Origin of the sequence: Franzmannia qiaohouensis, assembly GCF_031451695.1 — a bacterium.
Lineage (GTDB): Bacteria > Pseudomonadota > Gammaproteobacteria > Pseudomonadales > Halomonadaceae > Franzmannia > Franzmannia qiaohouensis.
Genome location: NZ_JARWAM010000057.1, coordinates 1 through 510, shown reverse-complemented (window position 1 = coordinate 510; position 510 = coordinate 1). Strand labels below are relative to the sequence as shown.

Sequence of the window (510 nt, the reverse complement as noted above, 5' to 3'; positions counted from 1 at the left end):
AGGCTCAGCAGCACCGGCATTTCACCGGAGTCGGCGTAGCCGGAGTGGGTGCCGCCGCTGTAGGCGAAGTCGACGTCGCCGGAGAGGATCAACGGGGCCATGCCGGCGCCGCCTGAGGTCGGCACGATGCGCAGATCGAGGCCTTCCTGCTGGGCGATGTACTCGATGATCATGCGGTCCAGCGCGGTCTGGGTCGCGTAGCTGGTGCCCGGGTTCTCCTTGGCGTACTCGATCAGGCCTTCCCAGGTGTCGCCGAAGGGACGGTCTTCGCCGGTGACCATGGCCGACTGGCCAAGGGTCACGCCGGCGACGTAGCGGAAGTCGTCGAGCTGGTAGTTGGTCTCGGTGGACAGCGGGCCATAGGTGATGGTCATCGAGGTGCCGAAGACGAAGGTATAGCCCTCATCGTCGCTGACTGTCAGGCGCGACAGCGCCACGCCGCCGCCGGCCCCGGGCTGGTTGACCACGTTGACCGGCTGGCCGAGCTCTTCCTCGAGCACGTTGGCCAGT

1 protein-coding gene is annotated in these 510 nt (G+C 66.9%); it reads right to left on the bottom strand.

The genetic code is table 11. The features are described 5' to 3' along the window. Positions 1-510, bottom strand: a 510-nt coding sequence (locus QC821_RS21720) for a tripartite tricarboxylate transporter substrate-binding protein (RefSeq protein WP_309725613.1), incomplete at both ends; no start/stop codon positions are given.